The organism is Streptomyces sp. NPDC052396 (assembly GCF_044593195.1).
Lineage (GTDB): Bacteria > Actinomycetota > Actinomycetes > Streptomycetales > Streptomycetaceae > Streptomyces.
Window position 1 is genome coordinate 339684 of sequence record NZ_JBIUAW010000007.1, and the last position, 18326, is coordinate 358009.

The following is an 18326-nucleotide window of genomic DNA, read 5'->3' on the forward strand; positions in this document are numbered from 1 at the left end:
CCGGCACCCGGCGCCTCATGCCCGGGCCTCCGCCGAGCGCGCGGCGCGGGTGGCCAGCCTGGTGCTGGAGCGGCCGTCCAGATAGGGCAGCAGCACCGCCTGCCCGCCCCACTCCGCCAGCTGTGCCGCCTCCGGCAGCCGCTCCACGGCGTAGTCGCCGCCCTTGACCCAGATGTGCGGGCGCAGCCGGGACAGCAGCCGCTCGGGGGTGTCCTCGTCGAAGACCACCACCGCGTCCACACAGTGCAGGGCCCGGAGCACCCGGATCCGGTCCGGCAGCGGATTGATGGGGCGCCCGGCGCCCTTGCGGCGGCGTACCGAGGCGTCCGAGTTCAGGCAGACGATCAGGCAGTCGCCGATGCCCCGGGCCTGCTGGAGCAGGCTGACATGGCCGGCGTGCAGCAGGTCGAAGCAACCGCCCGCGGCCACCACCGTGCCACCCGCGGCCCGTACCCGGCCGGCCAGCCGCAGGCCGTCCGCCGCATCGCGACGGTCCGGTGCCACCGTGGGCTCCGGGCCCGGAGCCACCGCCCGGGCGCCGCCCTCGGCGACATAGCGGGTGGCCGCCGCCACCGCCTCCTGCACCGCCTCCGCCGGCAGGGCGCCATCGCCCAGCAGCCCGGCGGCGGTCGCCGCGAAACAGTCACCGGCGCCACAGGTGTCACCGCTGTGCCGGGCGGCGGTCGGCACCAGCATGGGCCCGTCCCCCTGGGACAGCAACGCGCCCTGCCCGCCCAGGGTGACCGCCACCCACACCGCCCGCCAGCGGCGCACCAGCTCGGCGGCGGTACGGGCCACCGCGCCCAGGGACTCGCCCTCGGACGCCCCGTCCCCGGCGAAGCCACGGGCCTCCTCATGGGTCGGGGTGGCCAGCCGGGCGCCGGCGACCGGCGGCAGGCCGCGCGGGTGGGGATCCCATACCAGCGCGGTGCGCGGGGCGATGGCGGCCAGCTCCGCGCGCAGCACCTCGGCGGCGCCCCGGGCGTAGTCGGCCACCAGCACCGCGGGCGCCTGGGCGAGCAGACGGCGGGCCCGGTCGGTGACGGTGCTCGCCCGCCCGTTGCCCCGGTCCAGCCGCACCACCGGGCGGCTGTCGGCCAGCACCCGGGTCTTCTCCGCCAGTGGACCGTCCAGCGGCAGCGGCACCACCGTCACCAGTCCTTCCAGCAGCGCTCCGACCCGGCGGCTGGCCGGGTCGTCACCCAGCGGTGCCAGCAGGGTCACCGGACGGCCCGCCCGGGCGGCCAGGTAGGCGGCGAGCGCCGCGCCGCCGGGGCGCAGCCACTCCTGGCAGCCGTCCAGCACCGGGACCGGCGCGTCCGGCGCCAGGCGTTCCGCGGTGCCGACCAGATCGCGGTCCAGCAGGGCGTCGCCGACGACCAGCAGTGGTGTCCCGGTGCTCATGACAGCCCCTTTCGGTCCGGGTCAGGAGTCCAGCGCCGCGTCGAAGGCGGCACACATCAGATGCACCGCCACCAGGTGCAGCTCCTGGACGTTGGCCGTGCTGGCCGCCGCCACGCACAGCGTCTCGTCGCCCGCCTCGGCCAGCGGATTGGGCGCCGGACCGGTCAGTGCCCACACCCCGGCCGCCGAGGCCCGGCCGGCGGCCGCCGCGGCCAGCAGATTGGGGCTGGCCCCGCTGGTGGACAGCAGGATCAGCACATCGCCCGGCCGGGCGTGCGCCCGCACCTGACGGGCGAACAGCTCGTCCGGGCCGTAGTCGTTGACGATGGCGGTGCAGCTGGAGGTGTCGGTGTGCAGGGCGATGGCCGAGAACGGGGCCCGGTCCTCCCGGTAGCGCCCCACCAGCTCGGCCGTCAGGTGCTGGGCCTGCGCGGCGCTGCCCCCGTTGCCGGCCGCCAGCAGCCGGCCGCCCGAGGACAGCGTCGCCGCCAGCCGGGCGCCCCAGAGCCGGGCGGTGGCCGCCTGCTCGGCGCGGAAGGTCTCCAGCGCGGCCAGCAGCCGGGCGCAGTGATCGCCGTCGGCGGCGGGGGGACGAGCGGTACCGGATGTACGGGTCACGGTCATCGCGGGGCTCCTGACGCCATGGGGCGCAGACGGGTGGCCCGGTCGTAGACGCGTTCCACACCGACGGCCACCTTCGGCCAGGCGAAGCGGGCCACCGCCCGCTCCCGCCCGGCCCTGCCACAGGCCGCCAACCGCTCGGGGGAGTGCAGCAGTTGACGTATCGCCTCGGCCAGCGGCGCGAGCCGGTCCGGCGGCACCAACAGGCCGGTCTCGCCGTGCGCCACGGTGTCCCGGTGCCCGCCCACATCGGTGGCGATCACCGGTACACCACAGGCCATCGCCTCCAGCGGAACGATGCCGAAGGGCTCGTACACCGGGGTGCACAGCACCACATCGGCGCTGCGGATCAGCGCCGGCATGTCCTGGTGCGCCACACCGCCCAGCAGCACCAGCCGGTCGGCCACCCGCAGCCGGCGGGCCAGGGCCAGCAGCCGCATCGCCTCGGCGTCCCGGGCCAGCCCGTCCCGGGGCGGTCCGCCCGCCACCAGCAGCTCGGCGTCCGGAACCCGGCGCAGCGCGTGCAGCGCCAGATCCACCCCCTTGCGCGGCACCAGCCGGCCCACCGCCAGCAGCCGGTGCCGGGCGCGGCGCGGCGGACCCAGGGCGATCCGGCCCCGGGCCGCGAAGTGCCCGGTGTCCACCCCGCAGGGCACCACCGAACAGCGCTCCGGAGCGATGCCCATCCGGCCCAGCTCCCGCACCTCGTCCGAGCAGGTGGCCAGGATCCGGGCGCAACTGGCGCCGATATTGCGCTCGATGCCCAGCCGCTCCGGCGGACTGGTGTCCGCCGCCCCCTGGTGCCGCCGCTTGACCGTGCCCAGCGCGTGATACGTCTGCACCACCGGCACCCCCAGATCCCGGGCGCCCAGCAGCGCCGCCAGCCCCGACATCCAGAAGTGCGCATGCGCCACATCCGGGCCGTCGCGTTCCCAGGCCCGCGCCAGATGCGCGCCGAACCCGGGTATGAACGGCAGCAGTTCGTCCTTGGGCAGCGAACGCGGGGGGCCGGCCCGGACATGCTCCACCACCACCCCCGAGGGCAGCGGCACCCGGTCCGGCAGCGCGGGGTCGTCCCGGCGGGTGTAGACCGTCACCTGGTGGCCGCGTCCGGCCAGCTGGTCCGCCAGCCGCGCCACATAGACGTTCTGGCCCCCGGCGTCGGGGCCGCCCAGCACCGCCAGCGGACTGGCGTGCTCGGACACCATGGCGATCCTCATCGGGTCACCTCCTTGATCAGCCGGTTCCAGTCGTCCAGGAACCGGGGCAGCCCATAACGGGCCAGTGCCGCCGCCCTGGCCGCCCGGCCGGTCTCCCGGGCCCGCTCCGGCTCGGCGAGAAAGCCGCGCACCGCGTCCCGTAGCACCTCCAGCCGGTTGGAGACCACCCCGGCACCCGGCGGCACCGCCTCGGCCACCTCGGTGGTCGCCAGGGCCACCACCGGCATGCCCAGGTGCATCGCCTCCAGCAGGGACAGCCCCAGCGAGGTCCAGCGCACCGGATGCAGATAGACCCGCCGCCCGGCCAGCGCCAAGTGCAGCTCGCGCTGCGTCAGTTCATGGGCGCGGCAGCGCTCCGGCCCGAGGCCCAGATGCTCCGCGACGCCCTCGGTGCGCATCCCGAACACATCCAGCGGCGCCGCCCGCGCGAAGTACGGCAGCAGATCGGTACCGGTGGTACGGCCGCGCCGCAGCGGCTCGTTGACCACCACCGCCGCCCGCGCCAGCCGGCCCGTCCACAGCGAGCCCGGATCGACGATGCCATGCTCGATCACCGTTGTCGCGGTGGCACCGCAGTCCCACATCAGCCGGTTGAAGTGGGTGACATGGGCCACCGTCAACTCCCGCCGGTCCGCGGCCGGATGACGGGTGTCCGGCACGGGGCCGCCGGGCGCGTTGTGCTCGAGGTACACCGTCGGCACATCCACGCCCGGCCGCCGGCCCAGCCAGCGGCGCGCCAGCTCGAACTCATGCGGCCGCTGAAGCACCAGCAGATCGATCTCTGTCTCCCGCAGCCGTTCGGGCGGCACTTCGCGGACCGAGTCCGGCCAGTCGAAGGTGGCGGCCCGGCCCAGCCCGTCCGGGCCCCGGTCCGCCGTCACCGGCACCAGATAGGTGTGCGGGCCCTGGACGAACGCCGTCGTCCAGGAACCGTGCACATGCCACAGCAGGATCCTCATGGCGTCCGCTCCAGGGGTTCGAGACCGGGTGTGCTCCCGGTCAGCTTCGCCACGGCGGCCAGCACATCCCCGGGGGAGACCCCGTTCAGGCAGGGATGCCCGGCCACCGGGCAGATCCGGGCCCGGCTGCCCGCGCACGGCGCCCGCTCGTCCCCGAGCAGCACATGGGGCACCCCGTAGGGGGCCCACCGCTCGGCCGGCACCACCGGCGCGAACAGCGAGACCACCGGAGTGCCCACCGCGGCCGCCAGATGCGCCGGGCCGGTGTTGCCCACCACCACCGTGGCCGCCCGGGACAGCACCCCGGCCAGCTCGGCCGGGCCGGTACGCCCGCCCAGGTCCAGCGCGCCGCCCAGAGCCACCGCGGCGGTCAGCTCCCGCTCCTGCCGGCCGCCGGTCACCACCACCCGGTGGCCCGCCCGCAGCAGTTCCCGGACCGCCGCCGCACACCGCTCCCGCCCCCACCGGCGGGCCGGCACCGCGGCGCCCGGGTGCACCACCACAAAGCCGCCCTCGCCCACCAGGGCGTGGGTGGCCGGCGGCGCGGTCACCCTCAGCCGGCCGTCATCGTCCTCGGGCAGCGGGAAGCCGGCCGCCTCGGCCAACTCCAGCCCGGCCCGCACCTCATGGGCCCGGGGATCACGCCGGTGCCGTACATCCAGCAGCGCGCCCGGGTAATCGGCGCAGTCCGCGGCCAGCCGCCGTACCCCGGCCAGCCGCAGCAACAGGGCCAGCGGCAGCGGGCTTTGATGGAAGGAGGTGAGCAACAGGCCGACGTCCGCCCGCAGTCCGGCCATCCGGTCCACAAAGCGGCCGGTGGCCGCGCGGTCCACGGCGGGCGGCTCAAAGCCCGCCCAGGGCGCATCCCACACCACCACCTCGTCCACCCCGGGCAGCATCCGCGCCGCCGGGGCGCCGCGCGGCCCGCACAGCAGGACGGTGTGCTCCGCGCGCGCGGCCACCGCGCGCACCGCCGGCCCGGCCAGCAGCACATCGCCGAAGCTGTCCAGCCGGGCCACCAGCGCCCTCATCGCGGCTCACCCCCGCCGTCCAGCAGCAGGCGCACCGCGCCCAGCAGGTCGGGCGCACGGCACTCGGCCCGCGCCACCTCCTCGGGCCGGGTCACCGGCGTGGGCACCAGCACCCCGCGCGCCCCGGCGGCCGAGGCCGCCGCCAGATCGCCGCCGATGTCCCCGACCACCGCACAGTCCGCACAGCGCACCCCCAATTCCCGGGCGGCGCGCAGGATCAGGCCCGGCGCCGGCTTGCGGCAGTCACAGCCGTCCGCCGGCCCATGCGGGCACACCGCCCAGACGTCGAACGGGCCCAGCAGCCGCTCCACCCGCGCGTTGACCCGCCCCACCTGGGCCATGCTCAGCAGCCCGCGCGCCACCCCGGACTGGTTGGTGACCACCCCCACCCGCACCCCGCGCCCACGCAGCAGCCCAAGGGCCCGCCGGGCCCCGGGCAGCGGGCGCACCCGGCCGGGGTCGCCGTTGAAGGGCACGTCCTCCACCAGCGTGCCGTCCCGGTCGAACAGCACCGCCCGCGGTATGGCCGCCCGGCCGCCGCTCATGGCACACCCCCGGCCGGGACAGCGGCCGGCAGCGGGCGCGCCGCCCGGTGCCGCCAGGTGCCGCGCAGCCGGTGCCCGACGGCCAGCGGCGGGATCACCGCGCTGGTGGCCAGCATCGCCGTCACCTCGGGCAGGGTGCGCGGCCCCGGCGCGATCCGCGCCCAGGCGAACTCCGCGGTGCCCAGCGCCCAGCCCGCGGCGGCCACCAGCCCGCCGCCCCGCCGCCCGGTCAGTGCCAGCGCCACCGCCGCCGCCCCGGCCGCCGTCACCGCGGCATGCCGGGGCAGCCGGCCGCGCGGCGCGCCCGCCCGGTGCCACCAGTCGGCCCCGTGCAGCCGCAGCATCAGCGCGTCGTCCGCGTTGCCCGCCTGGTGGCGCAGCGAGATCCAGCGGCCGGCCGGGCGCACCGGATGCCGGGTGGTGCGCCGGCCGCGCTCCAGGCGGCGGCCCGCCGCCAGCACCCGCAGCGCCAGATCGGCGTCCTCCCGGAAGGCGCGCGGAAAACGCTCGTCGAAACCGCCCACCGCCTGCAGCACCGCGCTGCGGTACGCCATGTCGGCCGTCGCCCAGCGGGCCCCGGCCAGGCCCGCGGTGTTGCGCTCCCAGTCGGTGGGCGCCCGGTCCTCGGGCAGCGGCACCTCGATGACCCCCTGGATCCCGTCCACGTCCGGGGCGGCATGCGCCAGCTCACGCACCAGCCGGGCCCGCCAGGCGGGGCCCACCTGCACATCGTCGTCCAGGAACACCACCCAGGGCGTTCCCACCGCCCGCCAGCCGGTGTTGCGGGCCGCCGCCGGGCCGCGCCCGCCGCTGTTCAGCACCCGGGCCCGCGCGCCCAGTTCACCGAGGGCGGCCAGCGGCAGCGGCGCCCGGTCGTGCCGGGGGCCGGGACGGTCGTCCACCAGCACCACCGCCCGCGGGGCGGGCCCGGCGGACAGCGCCAGCGCGTCCAGACAGGCCGCCAGGCAGGGCCGGCCCAGCGTGGGGATGACCACCGCGTACGGGGGCCAGTAGCCGCCGCTCATGTCGCCTCCTCGGCGGCCGCCCGGCCGCCCGCCGCGAAGACCCGGCCGCGCCGGACCGCGAACGGCCCGATCGCCAGCAGGTCCACCGGGGCGGAGCCAAAGCACTCCAGGGCGTCGCGCGGATCGTCCACCATGGGCCGGCCCGCCGTGTTCAGGCTGGTGTTGACCACCACCGGCAGCCCGGTGCGCCGCTCGAACTCGGTGAGCATCCGCGCCACCAGCGGCTCCCGCGCCGGATCCACGGTCTGGATACGGGCGGTGCCGTCCACATGCACCACCGCCGGGATCCGCTCCTGCCAGGAGCGCACCACATCGTGGACAAACAGCATGTACGGGCTGGGCAGCGGCCCCTCGAAGATCTCCACCGCCCGGTCGGCCAGCACCATCGGCGCCACCGGCCGGAACTCCTCCCGGCCCTTGACCTGGTTGAGCCGCTCAAGGTTGGCCGCGCGCCCCGGGTGGGCCAGCAGCGAACGGTGCCCCAGCGCTCTGGGCCCGTACTCGCTGCGGCCCTGGAACCAGGCCACGATGCCGTCGCGGGCCAGCTCCGCCGCCACCGTGGCGGCGATGTCCGCGGGACGTTCATAGGGGATACGCGCCCGCTCCAGCCAGCCGCGCAGTTCCTCCTCCGACCAGCCCCGGCCCAGATCGGCGCCGTCCATTGGCGCGGCCGGCTCCCCGCGGGCCGCCGCCAGGTGCAGCGCCGCGCCCAGCGCGGTACCGGCGTCCCCGGCGGCCGGCTGCACCCACACCTTGCGGAACGGGCCCTCGGCGGCGATCCGCGAGTTGGCCACACAGTTGAGCGCCACCCCGCCGGCCAGGGCCAGCGCCTGGGCGCCGGTGCGGCCATAGAGCCAGCGCACCAGGTCCAGCAGCAGCTCCTCCAGACAGGCCTGGGTGCTGGCGGCCAGGTCGGCATGGTCCTGGGTCCACTCCTGGCCGGGCGCGCGCGGCTCGGTGAGCGCCGCCCAGGGCACCGCATGCGCCTGGAAGCCGCCGTCACCCGTGGCATGCATCCGCTCCCTGAGCTCGGGCAGGAAGCGCGGCTTGCCATAGGCGGCCAGCGCCATCACCTTGTACTCGTCGCTGCTGCGCAAAAAGCCCAGATGCGCGGTCAGTTCCTCATAGACCAGCCCCAGCGACTGTGGCAGCTCCTGCGCCCGCAGCACCTCCAGCGCACCGCCCGAATAGCGCCCGGCCAGATGGGAGGCGCACTCCCCGCGCCCGTCCAGCACCAGCACCGCGCTGTCCGGATGGGGCGCGGCCAGCCCCGCCGAGGCCGCGTGCGCCACATGGTGCGGAACGAAGCGCACTTTCTCCGGGGCCAGCCCCGGCAGGGCGTCGGCCAGGAAGTAGGGGGCCTCCCGGGCATAGGTCTGGCGCAGGCTGTCCCAGGGGTCGTCCAGCCCCATGGTCTCCGCCGGGCGGGCCAGCGCCGGATCGTAGGAGTAGCCCACCGCGTCCAGTTCGCCCGGGCTCAGCCCGGCCCGCTCCAGACACCAGGCGGCCGCCCGCAGGGGAAGTTCCCAGGCCGCGAAGGGCACCGGACGCTTGCCGTGCTTGCGCCGGGAGAACCGCTCCTCCTCCGCGGCGGCGACAATCCGCCCGTCGGCGACCAGCGCGGCCGCCGGGTCGTGGAAGAGGGCGTTGATACCGAGGATGCGCATGGCGTGCTCCGTAGGCGTCGGGGGAACTCCGGGGGAACTCCGCTTACCCTGACGGGAGTTGCTGCCGGACGGACCGGGCGAACCACTCCACGGTCCGCTTGAGGCCCTCCGCGCACTCGAAGCGCGGCTGCCAGCCCAGCTGACGGCGCGCGGCCGTGGTGTCGGGGCGGCGCTTGGCCGGATCGTCCGCCGGGCGGTCCACAAACTCGACGGTGGACGCCGAACCGGTCAAGTCCACGATGTGCCGGGCCAGTTCGAGCATGGTGGTCTCATCGGAGCTGCCGATGTTGACCGGACCGGGGCGGCCACTGGCGGCCAGCGCCAGGATGCCGTCCACCGTGTCGTCCACATAGGTCAGCGAACGGGTCTGGCTGCCGTCACCGGCCACCGTCAGCGGCTCGCCGGCCAGCGCCTGCCGGATGAAGGTGGGCACCGCCCGGCCGTCGCCCGCGCGCATCCGCGGACCATAGGTGTTGAAGATCCGCACGATCGTGGTGTCCGTGCCATGGGTGTGCCGGTAGGCGGTGACCAGCGCCTCCGCATACCGCTTGGACTCGTCGTAGACGCTGCGCGGCCCGATGGGATTGACATTCCCCCAGTACGCCTCGCGCTGCGGGTGCTCCAGTGGGTCGCCGTACACCTCCGAGGTGGAGGCCAGCAGAAAACGGGCCCGGTCGCGGCGGGCCAGCTCCAGGGCGGTACGGGTGCCGCCGCTGCCCGCCTCCAGGGTCTGGATGGGCAGCCGCAGATAGTCGGCCGGGGAGGCCGGGCAGGCCAGATGGAGCACCAGCCCCACCCGCCCGGGTACCGCCGCCAGACTGCCCTCCCGCGACACATCGGCCTCGAGGAAGGTGAAGCCCGGATCCCCTTCCAGATGCGCGACGTTGGCCCGGTCGCCGGTGACCAGATTGTCCACGCACCACACCTGGACACCCTCGCCCAGCAGCCGCTCGCACAGATGGGACCCCACGAATCCGGCCCCACCGGTGACCACCGCACGGGTCCAGCGTCGTTTGTCCATGATCACACTCCTTCGGCTGCGGGCCGGGGACGGCGGCCGCCGGACGGCAGCGGGCAGACCGCTCCCGCACCGGGGGCCTGTCGGCATCGCGTGATGGAGTTCCGGCCGCCGCTCCCGCGCTCCTGGCGCCGCGGCGGTGGTGGCTACTCGGGAACCGGCGGGGCCCTTGCCCTCTTGAGCCGGTGGGTCCTCTTGAGCCGGTGGGTCCTCTTGAGCCGGTGGGTCCTCTTGACCGTCCGTAGCCGAAACGACTCACCAGCAGGCTCGCACACCCCCGCCGATTACTCCACCCGAGGCGTTCGCTACGCCCCGGCACCGCCGGTTTCGGATTGCCCGCCCCGGGAAGCCGGGTGAGCCTGAGGAGGCGAGCGGCACCGTGCCGACGCCCGGAGAACCATGACCCCGACACGGAAGGAAGTGCACGCGTGTCCGCTCAATCCGAGTCAGCAGGCCGGGACGCCGCCTCGTCCCAGGACGCCAAGGACCAGCAGCTGGCGGGGTTCCGTGCCGCACCCCGGCATGACGCGCTCACCACCGACCAGGGTGTCCGGGTCGACGACACCGACAACGCGCTGCGCGCCGGAACCCGGGGCCCGACCCTGCTGGAGGACTTCCACAACCGGGAGAAGATCACCCACTTCGACCATGAGCGGATCCCGGAGCGGGTGGTGCACGCCCGGGGCGCCGGCGCCTATGGCTACTTCGAGGCCTATGCGCCGCTCACCGAATACACCTGCGCCGACTTCCTCGCCGAAGCCGGCCGCCGGACACCGGTGTTCGTCCGCTTCTCCACCGTCCAGGGCCCGCGCGGCTCGGCGGACACCGTACGGGACGTCCGTGGCTTCGCCACCAAGTTCTATACCAGGGAAGGTAATTACGACCTGGTCGGCAACAATATGCCGGTGTTCTTCATCCAGGACGCCATTAAATTCCCCGACTTTGTGCACGCGGTGAAAATGGAGCCCCAGCACGAGATGCCCACCGGCGGCTCGGCGCACGACACCTTCTGGGACTTCGCCTCCCTGCAGCCGGAGACCACCCATATGCTGATGTGGCTGATGTCCGACCGGGCCATCCCGCGCAGCTTCCGGATGATGCAGGGCTTCGGGGTGCACACCTTCCGGTTCGTCACCGCCGAGGGACGCGGCACCTTTGTGAAGTTCCACTGGAAGCCCAGGCTCGGCGTCAACTCACTGGTCTGGGACGAGGCACAGATCGCCGCCGGCCGCGACCCCGACTTCAACCGCCGCGACCTGTGGGAGGCCATCGAGGCCGGGGAATACCCGGAGTGGGAACTGGGCGTCCAACTGGTGCCCGAGGAGGACGAGTTCTCCTTTGACTTCGACCTGCTGGACGCCACCAAAATCATTCCCGAGGAGCAGGTGCCGGTACGGCCCATCGGCCGCCTGGTCCTGGACCGCAACCCGCAGAATTTCTTCGCCGAGACCGAACAGGTGGCCTTCCACACCGCCAATGTCGTTCCCGGCATCGACTTCACCAACGACCCGCTGCTCCAGGGACGCAACTTCTCCTACCTGGACACCCAGCTGATCCGCCTGGGCGGCCCCAACTTCAGCCAGATCCCGGTCAACCGCCCACTCGCGGACGTCAACCACAACCACCGCGACGGATTCGGCCAGCAGGTCATCCACCCCGGCACCAACTACTTCCCCAACTCGCTGGGCGGCGGCTGCCCCGCGCACGCCGGATCCGGCGGCGGGCCGGGGGTGTTCCAGCACTACGCCCAGCGCGTGGACGGCGAGAAGATCCGGGTGCGCAGCGACAGCTTCCAGGACCACTACAGCCAGGCCGCGCTGTTCTGGAACAGCATGGCCGACTGGGAACGGCGCCATATCGTCGAGGCGTTCCGCTTCGAGCTGGGCAAGGTGGTGTCGGTGCCGGTGCGCGAGCGCATGGTCGGCAACCTGGCCCAGGTCAACGGTGAGCTGGCCGCCCAGGTCGCCGACGGCCTGGGCCTGCCCGCCCCGGCGGCGGCCGGCGGCATCACCACCGCCACCTCGCCCGCCCTCAGCCAGGAGAACCTGGCCACCACCGCCGGCATCCGCACCCGCAGGATCGCCGTACTGGCCGCCGACGGCACCGACGGCGCCCAAATCGCCGCGGTACGCGAGCGGCTGACCGCGCGCGGCGCCATGGTGGAGGTGCTGGCCGCCAAGGGGGGCAGCGTACGCGCCGCGGACGGCAATGGACTTGAGGTCGACCGGGCGCTGCCCACCATGGCCTCCGTCCTCTATGACGCGGTGGTGGTCCCGGACGGCAAGGAAGCGGTCGGCGAACTGGCCGCCGATCCGGCCGCGGTGCGCTTTGTCGAGGAGGCGTACCGGCATGGCAAGCCGCTCGCCGTGTTCGGCGAGGGCACGCGGCTGCTGACCGAGGCCAGGCTGCCGGAGGATGTGGTCCTGGGTGAATCGGCCCCCTCCTACGGGGTGTTCAGCGGCAATGGCACGGCCTCGCCCGGCGATGTCGCGGACGCGCTGGCCGCGGGGCTGGAGCGGCACCGTTTCCCGCGGCGGCCGGGTTTGCTCAACTGAGCGTGTCATGGGGCCACGGTTTCGGGTGCGGGTCGTGGTCGTCGTGGGCCGGTCGCGCCCACGCGGCGGAGCCGCATGACGCCGCCGCCCCGTAAGGGGCGCGGGGAACTGCGCGACCGGCCCACGACGACCCGCACTCAAAAGGCCCTGCTCCGCACCAGCGGCGCTGGTTCGCCGACGGCTCAGCGCAGCAAGGGTGACGCCAACGACACAAACGCCTCGATCGCGCGCCGCGCCCCCGCGTCCCGGGCATCGCGGCCCGCCCGGTCCACCGCGTTGGACACCTCCCAGACGCACCGATAGGCCCGCTCGGCGGCTTGGACTACCTCCGGGTCGTCAGTGAGCAGCCGGACCCGGTAGAGCGCCTGCCGGGCCGCCGTCCGCAGCTGGTGGGCCTCGTCCCGGGCGGCGAGGAACGACGGCCCCCGCGGATCGTCCTGCCCTCGGTACCAGCGGTCCGCCTGGCCATGGCGGTAGTCCTCCAGTGCCGCGGCGAACGCGCTGTAGGTGGCTATGCGTTCCTGCCGGAGCGCCTCGGAGCGGGTGAACCGCTCGGCGCGGCCGGAGGACAGACGCTGTGAGACATGGGTGACGACGGAACCCAGCAGTGTGCCCGTCACCGCTACCAGACTTGTCCAGATGGCTTCCACGGCACCAGTCGAGCACAACGCCGAGGCGGGGCGGACCTTGGTCCGCCCCGCCTCGTACCGCTCACGCCGTCAGGCATAGGAGTACCGGCACAGCCCGGCCGTGCCCTGCTCCGGGGCCTGGGCCAGGTCCGGCTCCAGGACCCGGACGTCCGCGCCGGTCAGCAGGGCGGCCCGGACCGCCACATCCGCCAGCCGGCCCTCATGGGCCTCGGGGCCGCCGCCCTCGGGCAGGTCCTCGCGGCGCTCCCGGACATCCGTGGGCGCCGGACCGAACCAGGCGGTGCGCTGATCCCGGGGATCGTCGGTGACGGCGAGGATCCGCAGCCGTCCCACCGACAGGGCCTCCAGGGTCTCATTGACCCCCAGCACCGCGTGCCCGCCGGGGGAGCGCTCCTGCTCCAGCAGGCGCAGCAGCCCGTCGGTCCGGGCATGCCCGGCACGGGCGGCCTCCGCTTCCACCTGGGCCGCCCGCTCCGTGGCCGAGCCGTCCTCACTGCGGCTGCCGCTGACCTGCCCGATGGTCACCTCGCGCCGGACCCACTGCGGCAGGTGCTTGGTGAGGTACTGCCGGGCCCGTACGTCCCCGGCCAGCAGCAGCAGCCGGGCCGAGGTCTCGCTGAGCGCGGTGCCCAGGGCCTCGGCGACCCGGGTCGCGTTGTGCTCCCAGGAGTCCTCGGCGCGGTGCTGGAAGCGCATCTGCGACATTCCGCCGGGCTGGCTGCGGACGATCTCGTCGTCCGAGCCCTCGATGGTGCGCCGCTCGGGCTCGGTGGAGCCCTCCGGGTAGAGCAGCAGGTCGGCGCCGGCACGGTCCACCACGGCGACCACCCGGGCGGGGTGGTCCTGGCGCCACTCCAGCAGCGGCAGCAGATGCGGTACCGCGGAGAACTCGGCGATGTCGCCGCGCGCCGCGCCCGGCAGCTCGGTGACATGGCGTATCTGCCCGTCGTTGGTGGCGAACAGGGCCAGGGTGCCGGTGCCGGGCAGTGCGTCCAGGACCCGGGAGGTCAGGGCGTCGAGCGTGCGCTGGTCGGCACCCTCCCGGGCCAGCCGGGCGGCCAGGTCGCGCCAGCGCGCCTCGGCCTCCCCGGCCCGTTGCGGACGTACCTCGAGGTCGAAGTAGACCGATACGAAGGGGCCCGGCGCATCCAGCAGATCGCGCAGGGTTCCGGTGTCGGGGCGGGTGGCTGTGGTCATATGGGCTCCTCCTTCAACGGGCCGAGCCGATCGCGCCGGGCGCACCGCACCGGGCGGATTCCGGCCACCTCATACCAGGTGACCAGATATGGCCCGGATATGCCAGCGCGAGGGGTTTTCGCAGGTCAGGGCTGGGAGCGTAGGGAAGATCTTTGGCTCTGCCAGGCGGCGAGCACATCCGTCTCGAAACGCTCGTCCAGCCACCGGGTGGCCAGGATGCCGAACTCCACATCCGCCGCCAGCCGCGGCTCCCGGCGCAGCAGGTCGCCCACCAGGTCATGGCGGACCAGCTGCTCATGGACGGCGTCGGCCTCCACATGCTCGGCGTAGAAGTGCACCGCCGCCGGACCGGCGCCCAGCCGCTGAAGCGCCTGGACCAGCCGCCGGGAGGCCGGTGGGGAGAGGCTCTCCACGGTGGCGAAGTGCCCGGCCAGCGCGCCGCGCGAAGCCCGGTGCAGACCGAACAGGGACATCAGGTTGACGGTCGCCAGGGTGCTCGCCGGCACCGCGTCCAGGTAGTGACCGTAGGAGTCGTCCAGGCCCAGGTCCCGCATCAGGCCGGCGAACAGCCGGGCGTGCACCCGCTCGGCGCGGCCGGCCCCGAACTCGTCGTACTCCACGGCCACCAGCGCCGCTTTGGCCCGCCCGGTCAGCCGGGGGATCATCCAGGCGTGCGGGTCGGCCTCCTTGAGCTGGTACAGGGAGCGGTGCACGGCGTATTCGCGCAGCTGCCACAACTCCCCGTGGTCGCACAGGAAGTGGCTCAGTCCACGGCTGTCGCGCGGCTCCAGGACCAGCTCCTCCAGTGCCGCCGCCACCCCGGCGCCGGTGGGCACGTCCGACCGGAGCGCGGTCAGGAAAAGGTTCTCCAACTCACCGCGCAGCCGCAGCAGTCCGGGGTCCCACTCCCAGTCGTCGGACACCCCGGCCACGCCCCGGTAGTGCAGTTCGTAGCAGGTGTAGAGGGCCAGTTGGAGGTCGTCCCCGTAGGGGTCCGCGGGGCCGGCGCGGGGCAGTGGGCCCTCGCCGGCCGTCAGCGTGCCGATCAGCGCCGCGGAGATCTCCCCGCGGGGCAGCGGAGCTCGCATCGCCGTCTCCCAAGTCCCTTCGGTACCACGGGCATCACGGATACCCGGCCGGGGCGCGGTCATGTTCGGCTGCGCCGGTGGCTGGTGTCGCACCAGGGCGGGATGCCGCTGCGGCCGCACAGGCACAGTGCCACCATCGGACGGTCGGAGCGCACCAGGCTGCCGTCCGGCAGTTCGACCTCCACCGGGCCCTCGATCAGCAGCGGTCCGCCCGGGTCCCGCCGGATCCGCCGGGCCGGGCGCTCAGCCGGGTCGTTGGGCACGGATCACCACTAGTTCCTCCTTGTCCTGGCCCGCGTCCAGCAGGCCGCGCCGGCGCAGCCAGTCGCCGCGGGCGCGCAGTACCGGGCCCAGCGGCACCAGCCGCCGGTCGGTGATCCCGGTCTTCAGTCCGCCCGTCGTGAGCGCCCGTACGGTCTCGGACACCCCGCTGAGCGCCGACTGCACCAGGAGCAGCACCCCGCCGGGCAGCAGCGCGTCCGGCACCTGGGCGGTCAGGCGGTCCAGCACGGCCCGGCCGTCGTACCCGGCGTCCACCGTGCGGCTGCCCCGGGGCGCGGTGGAGGGCACATACGGCGGGTTGGCCAGCACCAGATGGAAACGCTGCCCGGCGACCGGCGCCAGCAGATCACCATGGCGCACGGTCACCCGCGCCCCGGCGAGCAGCGCGTTCAGCCGGGTGCTGAGCACCGCGCCCAGCGCCGAGTCCACCGCGACCACCCGCGCGGCGCTTTGGCGGGCCGCGCTGATGGCCAGCGCCCCGGTGCCGCTGCCGATGTCCAGTACCCGCGCACCGGGCGGCAGCCGCTCCCGGCCCAGCGCCTGCCGGAGCAGGAAGGAGTCGGCCTGCGGCGGGTAGACCCCCGGCGCCCGCAACAGGCGCATCCGGTCACAACTCCCGCAGGGCGGGCAGCAGTTCACCGGTGGCCCACTTCAGGAACGGCTCCTGGTGGCCGCCGCCGATCTGGACCAGCGCCACCTCGGTGAAACCGGCGTCCACAAAGGGCCGTACCGCCTCCACAAAGGTCTCCACCTCGGACCCGCAGGGAATCGCCCGGGCCACATCGTCCCGGGTGACGAACCGCGAGGCGGAGGCGAAGGCGAGGTCATGGGGCAGTTCGGAGTTGACCGGCCAGCCCAGCCCGAACCAGCGGAACTGGTCATGGGCCCGGGCGATGGCCGCGTTCCGGTCGGGGTCGTAGCACACCGGCAACTGCCCGATCCGGGGCTTGCCCGCTCCGCCGTACCGGTCGAACGCCGCCAGCAGCTCCTGGCGCGGCTCGGTGGCGATCACCAGATCGGCCAGCTCCCCGGCCAGGCGGCAGGACTGGTCCCCGGACACCGCGATGCCGACCGGTGGCACCGGATCCGGCAGGTCCCACAGTCTGGCGTGCTCCACGTCGTAGTGCGGGCCGTGGTGGGTGAGGGTACGCCCCTCGAAGAGCGCCCGGATGATCCCGACCGCCTCCTCCAGCATCTCGTGCCGCACCGCCACCGATGGCCAACCGCCGCCCACCACATGCTCATTGAGATTCTCGCCCGATCCCAGGCCGAGCCGGAACCGCCCCTGGGAGAGCAGTTGCACGGTGGCGGCCTGCTGGGCCACCAGCGCCGGGTGGTAGCGGACGGTCGGACAGGTCACATAGGTCATCAGCGGAATCCGCGAGGTGGCCTGCGCCGCCGCGCCCAGCACCGCCCAGGCGTTGGAGGAGTGGCCCTGCGAGGCCAGCCAGGGAAAGTAGTGGTCGGAGATGACGGAGAAGTCGAAGCCCGCCTGCTCCGCGCCCACCACATGGGAGACCAGGTCCCGGGGGCCGGCCTGTTCGGTCATCATCGTGTAGCCGATTCGCGCCATGCGGCCCGGGTTCCCTCTGCCGCCGGAGAGAAACGGTCTGCCCGTTCGGTCGTACGGGAGGTGCGTGCGCCACGGTGGCGGGTGAGACTCGTGCGCGGAGGGGACGTTCCCATCACCTCCGTCGAAAGCTCCGTGGAAAGTCCGTGGAAAGGGAGTGCCGTGGCATGAGCGCCAAGAACAGGGCCAAGGCGAAGGCCGAGCAGGCGAAGGGCCGGCTCAAGGAAGCGGCGGGCCACCTCACCGGCGACAAGCGGATGCAGGCCGAGGGGCGTGTCGAGCGCATCAAGGGCGACATCCATGACGCGGTGGAGAAGGTCCGGCACACCAAGCACACCAAGAAGAAGCACGGACACTGACGGAGCCCGCCGCCCGCGGCGGGACCGCACGGTCACCGCAGGTCGTCGAAGTCATCGAAGCCGTCCGCTTCGTCGAAGGAGCTCTCGTCGTCCTGCCGGGCGCGCTGCGGGGGCTGCTGCTCGCGCCGCCGCTGCCGCTCCCGTTCGGTCTCCGTCTCGTCGGCCACGTCCTCGATGTAGTCGTCTTCGCGGTAGGGGTCGCGTTCTCGGTCCATGCCGTGCTCACTCCTCGGCGTGGTGGAACGGGGCGAGGCCGCCCCAGGCCAGCGTCACACGAGCCCGCGGCCCACGCATGCCGACGGGGAGGCTCCCGCGTCAAGGCCGCAGCAGCGTCTTGACCATCCCGTTCTCCTTCCGCTGGAAGGTCTCGTACGCCTTCGGCCCGTCCTCCAGCGGCAGCACATGCGTGGCGAAGCCCGCCACGCCCAGCGGGTCGGAGTCCGCCAGCAGCGGGAGGATCTCATCCACCCAGCGCCGGACAGCGGTCCGGGGCCGAAACGGCGGAGGGCCGGCCGGCGACAGCGACCGCCATCGGGTTCCGGGCGCGGGCCGTCAGCGGCTGGTCTGCCCCGGGCCCCTTTCCGGGGCGCCCTCCGCGCGTACCCGTACCGTCCGCAGGGCCGGATCGGCCGCGTCCCGGGCCGAAGAACGCCTCCCGCGGCGGGCACACCTGGTCCAGCCGCAGGTGCGCCGGGCCGGGTACGGTCACGGCGGGCGCCGGGCCGAGGGCAGCCGCCCGGGCGGCGAGGTCGCGCAGGGCGGTGAGCAGGGCCTTGGCGGTCTCCCGGTCGTCGGCATGGGTCAGCCGGGAGCTGATCCGCCGGTGGTCGGCCAGATGCATATCGAGGTGGTGGTGCCGGCGCAGCCAGCCGGCGGCCCGGTAGCCGGTGATGCCCAGGCCGGGCAGGTCGATGACCACCGGCAGCGGGTCGAGGTCCGCCGCCAGGCCGGGACCGGTGAAGTCCGTGCGGTCATGGACGTGCAGACCGTCGATGCCCTCGATCTCCGCCCGGATGGATGCCGCCGACTTACGAGTGACCCACTCGGCGGGGACGAGACCGGGAACACGGCATCGGGGCCGCTCCCGGGACACGATCGCCAGGCCGTTGCGCCCCCTTTGGCCGTGCCCTCTCAA

At 74.1% G+C, this 18326-nt stretch carries 19 protein-coding genes and 1 pseudogene; 2 read left to right on the plus strand and 18 right to left on the minus strand.

The window, feature by feature from the left end; translation table 11 throughout:
• Positions 1–15: 15 nt before the first annotated feature.
• From rfaE2 to ACIHFE_RS20710, 9 genes are read right to left on the minus strand one after another with little or no spacing between them, the layout of a single operon-like run.
• On the minus strand, positions 16–1404 hold the full coding sequence (gene rfaE2 / locus ACIHFE_RS20670; protein ID WP_400108602.1) for a D-glycero-beta-D-manno-heptose 1-phosphate adenylyltransferase: 1389 nt from the start codon (positions 1402–1404) through the stop codon (positions 16–18).
• A 21-nt stretch (positions 1405–1425) separates the two neighbouring features.
• Positions 1426–2028: an SIS domain-containing protein gene (locus ACIHFE_RS20675; RefSeq protein ID WP_400108604.1), complete on the minus strand. Its 603-nt coding sequence runs from the start codon at positions 2026–2028 to the stop codon at positions 1426–1428.
• Positions 2025–3245 carry a glycosyltransferase gene (locus ACIHFE_RS20680; RefSeq protein WP_400108606.1) on the minus strand — a complete coding sequence of 407 codons (1221 nt, stop codon included), beginning with the start codon at positions 3243–3245 and terminating at the stop codon, positions 2025–2027. Before ACIHFE_RS20680 ends, ACIHFE_RS20675 begins: the two co-directional genes overlap by 4 nt.
• On the minus strand, positions 3242–4204 hold the full coding sequence (locus ACIHFE_RS20685) for a glycosyltransferase (RefSeq protein WP_400108608.1): 963 nt from the start codon (positions 4202–4204) through the stop codon (positions 3242–3244). The genes ACIHFE_RS20680 and ACIHFE_RS20685 overlap by 4 nt, the downstream gene beginning before the upstream one ends.
• On the minus strand, positions 4201–5235 hold the full coding sequence (locus tag ACIHFE_RS20690) for a glycosyltransferase family 9 protein (RefSeq protein ID WP_400108610.1): 1035 nt from the start codon (positions 5233–5235) through the stop codon (positions 4201–4203). The genes ACIHFE_RS20685 and ACIHFE_RS20690 overlap by 4 nt, the downstream gene beginning before the upstream one ends.
• Positions 5232–5780 carry an HAD-IIIA family hydrolase gene (locus ACIHFE_RS20695; RefSeq protein WP_400108612.1) on the minus strand — a complete coding sequence of 183 codons (549 nt, stop codon included), beginning with the start codon at positions 5778–5780 and terminating at the stop codon, positions 5232–5234. Before ACIHFE_RS20695 ends, ACIHFE_RS20690 begins: the two co-directional genes overlap by 4 nt.
• Complete coding sequence (locus ACIHFE_RS20700; RefSeq protein WP_400108614.1) at positions 5777–6805, minus strand: glycosyltransferase family 2 protein; 1029 nt, start codon at positions 6803–6805, stop codon at positions 5777–5779. The genes ACIHFE_RS20695 and ACIHFE_RS20700 overlap by 4 nt, the downstream gene beginning before the upstream one ends.
• Positions 6802–8472, minus strand: coding sequence for a carbamoyltransferase (locus tag ACIHFE_RS20705; protein ID WP_400108616.1), 1671 nt, complete (start codon positions 8470–8472; stop codon positions 6802–6804). Before ACIHFE_RS20705 ends, ACIHFE_RS20700 begins: the two co-directional genes overlap by 4 nt.
• A 43-nt stretch (positions 8473–8515) precedes the next feature.
• Positions 8516–9493 (minus strand): UDP-glucuronic acid decarboxylase family protein, encoded by a 978-nt coding sequence (locus ACIHFE_RS20710; protein WP_400108618.1) that lies wholly within the window; start codon positions 9491–9493, stop codon positions 8516–8518.
• A 425-nt stretch (positions 9494–9918) separates the two neighbouring features.
• On the opposite strand from ACIHFE_RS20710, the gene ACIHFE_RS20715 reads away from it, so the two are divergent.
• Complete coding sequence (locus tag ACIHFE_RS20715) at positions 9919–12045, plus strand: catalase (protein WP_400108620.1); 2127 nt, start codon at positions 9919–9921, stop codon at positions 12043–12045.
• Positions 12046–12227: 182 nt separating this feature from the next.
• On the opposite strand, the gene ACIHFE_RS20720 is transcribed toward ACIHFE_RS20715, so the two are convergent.
• From ACIHFE_RS20720 to ACIHFE_RS20745, 6 genes are all read right to left on the minus strand, one after another.
• Positions 12228–12695: a hypothetical protein gene (locus ACIHFE_RS20720; protein WP_400108621.1), complete on the minus strand. Its 468-nt coding sequence runs from the start codon at positions 12693–12695 to the stop codon at positions 12228–12230.
• Between the two features lie 69 nt (positions 12696–12764).
• Complete coding sequence (locus ACIHFE_RS20725) at positions 12765–13892, minus strand: Vms1/Ankzf1 family peptidyl-tRNA hydrolase (RefSeq protein ID WP_400108623.1); 1128 nt, start codon at positions 13890–13892, stop codon at positions 12765–12767.
• A gap of 125 nt (positions 13893–14017) precedes the next feature.
• On the minus strand, positions 14018–14980 hold the full coding sequence (locus tag ACIHFE_RS20730; RefSeq protein WP_400108625.1) for an iron-containing redox enzyme family protein: 963 nt from the start codon (positions 14978–14980) through the stop codon (positions 14018–14020).
• 59 nt (positions 14981–15039) lie between these two features.
• A complete protein-coding gene (locus ACIHFE_RS20735) occupies positions 15040–15243 on the minus strand; it encodes a CDGSH iron-sulfur domain-containing protein (RefSeq protein ID WP_400108627.1) in 204 nt (67 codons plus the stop codon).
• On the minus strand, positions 15224–15865 hold the full coding sequence (locus ACIHFE_RS20740) for a HemK2/MTQ2 family protein methyltransferase (RefSeq protein ID WP_400108629.1): 642 nt from the start codon (positions 15863–15865) through the stop codon (positions 15224–15226). Before ACIHFE_RS20740 ends, ACIHFE_RS20735 begins: the two co-directional genes overlap by 20 nt.
• A 4-nt stretch (positions 15866–15869) precedes the next feature.
• A complete protein-coding gene (locus ACIHFE_RS20745) occupies positions 15870–16835 on the minus strand; it encodes an LLM class F420-dependent oxidoreductase (protein ID WP_400108631.1) in 966 nt (321 codons plus the stop codon).
• A gap of 164 nt (positions 16836–16999) precedes the next feature.
• On the opposite strand from ACIHFE_RS20745, the gene ACIHFE_RS20750 reads away from it, so the two are divergent.
• Complete coding sequence (locus tag ACIHFE_RS20750) at positions 17000–17191, plus strand: CsbD family protein (protein WP_400108635.1); 192 nt, start codon at positions 17000–17002, stop codon at positions 17189–17191.
• Between the two features lie 32 nt (positions 17192–17223).
• Here the strand turns inward: ACIHFE_RS20750 and ACIHFE_RS20755 are convergent, their stop codons facing one another.
• The 3 genes and pseudogenes from ACIHFE_RS20755 to ACIHFE_RS20765 form a co-directional block, all read right to left on the minus strand.
• Positions 17224–17406, minus strand: coding sequence for a hypothetical protein (locus ACIHFE_RS20755; RefSeq protein ID WP_400108637.1), 183 nt, complete (start codon positions 17404–17406; stop codon positions 17224–17226).
• 100 nt (positions 17407–17506) lie between these two features.
• Positions 17507–17671, minus strand: a pseudogene (locus tag ACIHFE_RS20760) (glutathione-dependent formaldehyde dehydrogenase); the annotation flags it as partial.
• A complete protein-coding gene (locus tag ACIHFE_RS20765; protein ID WP_400108639.1) occupies positions 17652–18284 on the minus strand; it encodes a hypothetical protein in 633 nt (210 codons plus the stop codon). The gene ACIHFE_RS20765 and the pseudogene ACIHFE_RS20760, both read right to left, overlap by 20 nt.
• Between the last annotated feature and the right edge of the window lie 42 nt (positions 18285–18326).